Source organism: Mesorhizobium sp. M2C.T.Ca.TU.002.02.1.1, from assembly GCF_003997225.1.
Window position 1 is genome coordinate 1 of sequence record NZ_RZTO01000472.1, and the last position, 4,874, is coordinate 4,874.

The 4,874-nt window shown below is 68.4% G+C and carries 7 protein-coding genes; 5 read left to right on the forward strand and 2 right to left on the reverse strand.

Annotation, left to right across the window (positions count from 1 at the left end; all coding sequences use genetic code 11):
* The 5 genes from EOD07_RS22530 to EOD07_RS22550 form a co-directional block, all read left to right on the forward strand.
* The coding region (locus tag EOD07_RS22530; protein ID WP_281059079.1) for a sigma factor-like helix-turn-helix DNA-binding protein at positions 1-216 on the forward strand (216 nt) is incomplete at its 5' end.
* Positions 213-653 carry a hypothetical protein gene (locus tag EOD07_RS22535; protein WP_127237032.1) on the forward strand — a complete coding sequence of 147 codons (441 nt, stop codon included), beginning with the start codon at positions 213-215 and terminating at the stop codon, positions 651-653. The genes EOD07_RS22530 and EOD07_RS22535, both read left to right, overlap by 4 nt.
* Positions 650-1,048, forward strand: a complete 399-nt coding sequence (locus EOD07_RS22540; protein WP_127237033.1) for a periplasmic heavy metal sensor — start codon at positions 650-652, stop codon at positions 1,046-1,048. Before EOD07_RS22535 ends, EOD07_RS22540 begins: the two co-directional genes overlap by 4 nt.
* A 67-nt stretch (positions 1,049-1,115) precedes the next feature.
* On the forward strand, positions 1,116-2,267 hold the full coding sequence (locus EOD07_RS22545; protein WP_127237034.1) for a hypothetical protein: 1,152 nt from the start codon (positions 1,116-1,118) through the stop codon (positions 2,265-2,267).
* The gene (locus EOD07_RS22550; protein ID WP_127237035.1) at positions 2,260-2,997 is read left to right on the forward strand and encodes an ABC transporter ATP-binding protein; all 738 of its coding nucleotides are present in this window, start codon (positions 2,260-2,262) and stop codon (positions 2,995-2,997) included. Before EOD07_RS22545 ends, EOD07_RS22550 begins: the two co-directional genes overlap by 8 nt.
* A 7-nt stretch (positions 2,998-3,004) precedes the next feature.
* Here EOD07_RS22550 and EOD07_RS22555 read toward each other — a convergent pair whose 3' ends face one another.
* Positions 3,005-3,502, reverse strand: coding sequence for an N-acetyltransferase (locus EOD07_RS22555; protein ID WP_127237036.1), 498 nt, complete (start codon positions 3,500-3,502; stop codon positions 3,005-3,007).
* Positions 3,503-3,841: 339 nt separating this feature from the next.
* The coding region (locus EOD07_RS22560; protein WP_245470402.1) for an FAD-dependent monooxygenase at positions 3,842-4,874 on the reverse strand (1,033 nt) is incomplete at its 5' end.

A 4,874-nucleotide genomic window follows, 5' to 3' on the forward strand; every position in this document is an offset into this window, starting at 1 on the left:
GAACTGGCAATCGTGCGCGATGGCCTGTCGCGTCTGCCGGAGCGCCAGCGGATGGCGCTGCTTTTGCGGGCTGTGGGCGAGCTTGACATCGGTGCGATCGCCGAGGTGATGGGCGCCAGCGCGGGCTCGGTCGAACAGTTGCTCGTGCGCGGGCGCCGCGCGCTCAGGGATCATTTGGCAGATGCGGCCGCGGGCCGCGAAAGGAAATCCTCATGACACGCGAGGAATTCGAGAACAACCGGCGCCGCTTCGGCGACGACATCGATGCCTGGCCAGAGGCCTTGAGAGGGCCGGCGCTGGCATTCATGGCGCTTGACGGCGGTGCCGGCGCCGACGACGCGCTCGACAGGCTGGTGCTTCAGGCCGCGCTGGTCGAGGGCGACGATCGCGCGCTGGCGCGCAAGGTGATGGCGCGTATCGATCGCGGCGCGGCGCGTCCTTCGCTGCTGCCGCGCTTCCTCGTCGCGCCGGCCGGCATCGCCGCTTGCGCCGCGGCCTTGCTTGTCACCGCGACAATCGCCGGTTACCAGGTGGCGCGCCTTCAGGACCAGTCGCAGGATTCCGACCTCCTGGCGCTCGCCGCGGGCGCCAGGCTTCCCGATGACGGCGGACCGGCGATTGCGGGTGATGCGGGCGAGGGGGACGCGCTATGACCGGTCGCTCATGGATCTGGGTGGCCGTGCTGGTGGTGCTTGCCCTTTCGCTCGCGCTCAACTTCTTCTTCATCGGCTATGCCGCGCATGGCCTGCGCCAGGCGGTCGCCGCGCGCGGGCTGCTGGCGGAGGTCGCGGGCGCCTACTCGCCCGAGGTGCGCAAGGAATTCCGCTCGGTCATGCGCGACAACCGCGCCCGCACGTTCGAAGCCCTGCGGCAGCTGCGCGCGGCGCGCGCCGACCTGGCTGCGGCCGAGAAGGCGCAGCCTTTCGACGAGGCGGCGGTCAGGCAGGCAATGGCCGCCGTGCGCGCCGCCACGACCAACCTTCAGGCAACAGTGCAGGACTACCTGCTTGCCGCCATGAAGAACGTCAACGCCAAGCCGGCCGGGTGAGCTATCGCCCCACTCGCGGCACAATTGCCGTGACCTATTTCCGTGTTGGAACCATGATGACGAACCAATGCCGCACGACGGGCTTGTCCTGATACTGCTCTGGCGCGAGCTGGTCGCCGGCCTGCGGGCGATGCGGCGCCGCGATCTCGCCTGGATCGGGCTCGGCGGCGGCGCGCTGCTGGCCTATGCGATCGCCGATATCGTGCTTGCCCTGCAGGCCGCGGCCCCAAGGTTGCGCCACGACCAGCTTCTGTGGGCCCTCGACCTGCCGCTTGCGCTGGCGGCGCTCGGCGCGGTCGCGGGCAATGCGGTGTCCGCACTCTGTCTTCAACGCGCTTTCGCGCCTTTCCTCAAGGCGCTGCCGCTTGGCTCCAGACAGCGTCGCCGCATGGCCGGCAGGGCGACGCTCGCGATCTTCGTGCCGCTGGGCGTCCTGATTGCGGTTTCGGCGGGCTTGGCCTGCGCAGTCACTGGGCAGCCGTTGCCGGCGGCCTGGGGCGTGCGCGCTGCGATCCTGTTTGCCCTGGGCTTCGGCACGGCAGCCATTTGGCGCCTGCGGCAGCCACGTCTTCTCCTCGGTGAGGCGGCGAGCGAGGCGGCGCCCGTTGGAAGACCGCGGCTGCGACGCCTCGACAGGGCGCGCCCGCGCTGGCTTTCGAGCTGGGCCTTGAAACTGCCGGGCGGCCATTTGCGGCCGTCATGGAAGCTGGCCGCCGCCAGCCTCATGCTTGCTGTCGCGGCCATCCTTGGCGCATGGGCAAGCCTTGCCGGCGGCACGGCCGGGCCGGCGGCGGTGGCGGGATTGGCGGGCGGCGTTCTCATTTTCATGCTCAGCCTGCGCTGCCAGCCGCTGGGCTCACCGGTGCTGCGCACGGCGCCTATCGGCTTCACCCGCGTGTGGCTGCGGCTGGTGCAACTGCCGCTGCAATTGTCGCTCGCCTTCTTCCTGCTGCCGGCCGGCGCGGCGCTGGCGGCCGAGCCGTCGGCATGGGCCGTGCCGGTGGCGGGCGGACTCTGGCTGCTGGTGCTGAACGGCGCCTATGCGGTGTTCGGCGCCTATTTCCTCAACGCGCCCTTCGTCGCCATGCTGAGCTTCGCCGGCGCGCTCGCCTATGCTGGTTATGAAACGCTCGAATATGGCCGCACCGTGCTGATCGGCCTGGCGGCATTGGTGGTTTTCCTATGGCACAGAACCCGACAGAGGTATCGCAATGGATGAAGTCCTCGCCGTCAGCGGCCTCAGCGCCGGCTATCGCGGCCGCGCCGTGGTGCGCGGCATCGATCTTTCGCTCCGCCGGGGCGACATAATCGGCCTGCTCGGCGCCAATGGTTCGGGCAAGTCGACGCTGATCAGGGCGATCACCGGCCAGATCCCATTGCTCGGCGGCAGCGTGACGGTCGATGGCATCGACCTTGCCACCGCGGCGGAGCGTGCCAAGGCCGGCTTCGGCCTCGCCATCGAGCCGCATGAATTGCCCGCGCCGCTTTCGGGACGCCAGTATATCGAGCTCGTTGCCTCGATCCGCGGTTGCGCGCCCGATGATCTGCCCGGCGCCGACCTCCTGGAGCGGCTCGAGCTTGGCCGCTGGATCGACCGTCCGATCGCCGAATATTCGCTTGGCACGCTAGCCAAGGTCGCGATCGTTGCTGCACTTCTCGGCCGACCGTCGCTTCTGATCTTCGACGAGACGCTGAACGGCCTCGACCCAGCCGCGGCCTGGGAGGTGAAGCGCGTCATCACCGCGCTCTGCGCGAGCGGCCGTCACGCCGCCATCGTCTCGACCCATGTCGTGGAGGCTGTGCCGGTGCTCTGCAACCGCGCGGTGCTGATGGCCGACGGCAGCCTGAGCCAAAGCTGGGATGCGGCCCAACTGGCCAACGCGGGCAGGGTGCCAGGCGCTTTCGAGGACAGCGTCATGGAGGCGCTGCGCATGCGGGCCGCCGCCTGATGTCGACCTAAGCCATCGGCAGCATGTGGCGCATGATCAGCGAGGCGTGACCGCCGACGCCGTGGGCGGCTTCCCGGCGCTCGACCACCTCGAAGCCATGCTTGCGGTAGAAGGCGATCGCGCGGTCGTTGCCCTCGATCACCTCCAGCGCAATGCTGGGAATACCCGCATGCGCGGCAAGCACCGCATGCAGAAGATCGACCGCGAGGCCGCTGCCGAAGGCCTGCGGCTCGATGTGGAGCCTCTCCAGCATGACGTCGCCCTTTGCGTCCATCGCCGCCATGGCGTAGCCGGCGATCGAGCCGTCGGCGCGTTCCGCGACGAAGGACATCTTGTCCTCGTCGTCGAGCTCGGCCGCGAGCCTTTCCGGCGCGTGCCTTTCGTCGGAGAGCCTGGCCACGGTCTCGTCGCCCATGATCGGCGCGTAGGTCCGCCGCCAGGATTGGCCGAGCAGCCGCGATACGTCGGCCAGGTCGTTCCTCGTCATCGCCCGGATACGGGTCATGGTCGTGGTCCTTGTTCCAATCCGAAGATAGGGCGAAGCGCGGGGCGGGGCCAACCCCCATGCGCGGGGAAGGCGCGGATCTCCGTCGGCGTCCATGTCGGACGTTCGAGCGGATATCACGGGCGGCCGAAACGATCCGAACCAACCCGGGCGCGAGCCGGGCGGCTGCGAAGTACAGGCCCTGCGAGCCGCCGCTCGATAGCCCGCTGCCGATAGAGACGGCAGCGGGCCATTGGTGCGACGGGAGTGCTGTCCCGCCGAGCAGGAGACACTGCTCAAGGCGATCTAAACCGGCTTCGCCGGGAATCGCGACTTACGGATTCGTAAGCTCACTTACGATTATGGTCCCAGGCGCGGCCCGGCGGGCAATTCCTGACCTGCCTTGTCGGCGTGGTCGAAAGCAACTGCTGCTACGCCAGGCGCGGCGTCACTCGGTTTTCCAGCCGCCCGGAACCGGCGGGCGAAGATCATCAGCCGCCGCGCGGTGTTGTTGCGCAGGCGGCGCAGCCGCCATTCCAACCCGGTTTCGACGTTGATCCGCCGGGCATAGATGCTGGCGCGCAAGGCTTTTTCGTCGGCCGCGACCTTGGCCGGATCGTCGTAGAACGCGCCGATCTTGTCGGTTGCCATGCCGGGTGTTGCGAACCAGGCCGGGATGTGTGCCGTGAGGCGATCGACATCGGTAAGCACCCGGTGAATGCCGTCGCCTTGCGCCGGGCAGGTCGTGGCGAACGCGTCGCCGATGAAGACGACGCCGTCGCGACGATGCCCCTGCGTCGTTGTCAGGCTGACCTGCCTCACTTCCACCTCGCTGGCGATCGCGAAGTTGCCGCATCGCGCGGCAATCTCCGGCATCAGCTCGAGCAGGATCTTTTGCGGGTTTTCGCGGAACGCCTGCACCCAAGGATCGGCAACGGTCCGATAGACGAACATGTTGGCCCGCATCCGCTCGCCGATCCGGAAGATGGTAAGAAAGGCAATGCGGTCGGCGACCCGCCTCGCGTAGAAGGTGAGGGACTGCAGGCCGAACTCCTTCGGTGTGATCGCGAAATCGAACCCCATCGACAGCGAATGCGCCTTCGATTCCTCGATGCGCTCGACGCCGATGGCGCGCCGCACCGCCTCGCTGTAACCGGTGGCCACGACCAGGAGCCTGGCTTCGATGACGGAGCCGTCGGTGAGCACCAGGCGCTGCCGGTCCGGTCCGGTCGAGACCTCGGCGACCTTGCCCACCGTCAGCGGCACTTGCGGCGGCAGCGCCGCGCGCAGGCCGTTGACCAGCGGCGCATAGGAAAAGGCGTATTCCCAGGTCTGCTTGCGCTCGAACAGCTGGCCGAAGCGGAAGACATGGAGATCGGTCATCGGCGTGACG

Bases quoted from the DNA above. Each gene is read 5' to 3' on its own strand.
- EOD07_RS22545 (WP_127237034.1), top strand. From the start codon at position 1,116: ATGCCGCACGACGGGCTTGTCCTGATACTGCTCTGGCGCGAGCTGGTC.
- EOD07_RS22550 (WP_127237035.1), top strand. From the start codon at position 2,260: ATGGATGAAGTCCTCGCCGTCAGCGGCCTCAGCGCCGGCTATCGCGGC.
- EOD07_RS22535 (WP_127237032.1), top strand. From the start codon at position 213: ATGACACGCGAGGAATTCGAGAACAACCGGCGCCGCTTCGGCGACGAC.
- EOD07_RS22540 (WP_127237033.1), top strand. From the start codon at position 650: ATGACCGGTCGCTCATGGATCTGGGTGGCCGTGCTGGTGGTGCTTGCC.
- EOD07_RS22555 (WP_127237036.1), bottom strand. From the start codon at position 3,502: ATGACCCGTATCCGGGCGATGACGAGGAACGACCTGGCCGACGTATCG.